The 1,373-nt window shown below is 71.6% G+C and carries 2 pseudogenes; both read left to right on the top strand.

The annotated features are described in order from the left end of the window. Nucleotides 1-850, top strand: a pseudogene (locus QH270_RS00215) (hypothetical protein); the annotation flags it as partial. After that, nucleotides 847-1,373 (top strand): annotated as a pseudogene (locus QH270_RS00210) (hypothetical protein); the annotation flags it as partial. The pseudogenes QH270_RS00215 and QH270_RS00210, both read left to right, overlap by 4 nt.

The raw sequence follows: 1,373 nt of genomic DNA, 5'->3' as shown, positions 1-1,373 counted from the left end.
CAGCAGCGCCCTGTCCACTGTGCAGGGCGCCCAAGCCGACTACGACAGCTACAGCAGCAAGCTCGGCGAGAAGTCCTATACAACCCCGAAGTCGAGCCTGGGCACCGGCGGCGGCCCCTCGACCGGCGACCCTTCCCTGCCCACCGACGACACCACCGCAGGCGATGACGCCTCCGCCACAGCGCCCGACACCAACGCAACCTCGACCGACCCTGTTATCGCGATGCAACAAGCCCTCGGGACCGCGGCGATCGAAGCCGCCACCACCGTGGGCACCCAGCTGATCACCTCCGGCGCCGAAGTCCTGACCACCCTGATCACCGAAGGAGCAGGCGTCGCCACGCACGCCATCGACACCCTCGGCGCCGAAGCCGGTGACACCATCACCGCCGCGCTCACCGGCACAGGCGACAACGCGACCATCCCACCAGCGGCAACCAACAGCGGCACCGCCGCCACGAACCCCACCACCACGCCAGCCGCACCGGTCATCAACTTCGGCGGTTCCGACAAACCCGCAGGCGGTGCCGCAGCCGGTACTGGCACCGGAACGAATGCCGGGGGTTCCCCGGCCGCCGCGCCGAAACCTGAGCCCGCCGCAGGCCCGAACACGGCCGACCCGAAGCCAGCCGCACCGACCGGGCCCGGCGGCACCGGACAACCAGGGGTCGTGCCGAACACCGCGGGCGCGCCCACGACCGCAGTGCTCCCGCCCGCGGGAGCCCAGTCGGCAGCCGGGGACGAGGGCGAGCACAAGCCGCGTACCCAAGCAGGGGTCACGGCCCCGGCCTCGATCGCCGGGGACCCGGCAGGTGTCGTCGTCCCGGTCATCGGGGCGGTGCCGTCGTGAGCGAGAGCCCGTTGGATCTGCGCCGATACACTCCGCCCGCAGACAGCGACGACGACCAACCCGACGACGAACTCCAGCATCCCGACGACCGATCCGACACCGAGGACGGGTGGGTCGGGGACTGGTCGGACTGGAGCCAGCCCACCGACCACCGCGACACCGATCACGGGACCCCGGCAGCGCCGCCGGGGTTCCGGCAGGTCGGCCGCAGCTTCGCCCCCGCGCGCGCTGACCGAGGCCCGGGCCGGGTCATCGCTGGGCTCGCCGCCGCATTCGGCATCGCCTTGCTGGTCCTGGTCGTGATCACGCTGGCACTGCACGACACCGCGTCCCCGGTCACCGAGGCGCCGCTGACACCGCTACCCGACCCGTTGCCCATACCTTCGGTCGTCGCGCCGAGCTCACCCACCTACGCGATCGCGGACTGCCCGCACACCCGCACGCCTGCGCTGGCCTCGGGCACCGACCCTGGTGATACGACCAACGCCGTCTCGGTGATCTTCGCCTTCCAACACGCCTACTA

This window comes from Nocardia neocaledoniensis (genome assembly GCF_029868625.1).
GTDB lineage: Bacteria > Actinomycetota > Actinomycetes > Mycobacteriales > Mycobacteriaceae > Nocardia > Nocardia neocaledoniensis_A.
Note: the sequence above shows the minus strand (reverse complement) of the source record. Positions and strands in the feature narration are given on the sequence as shown.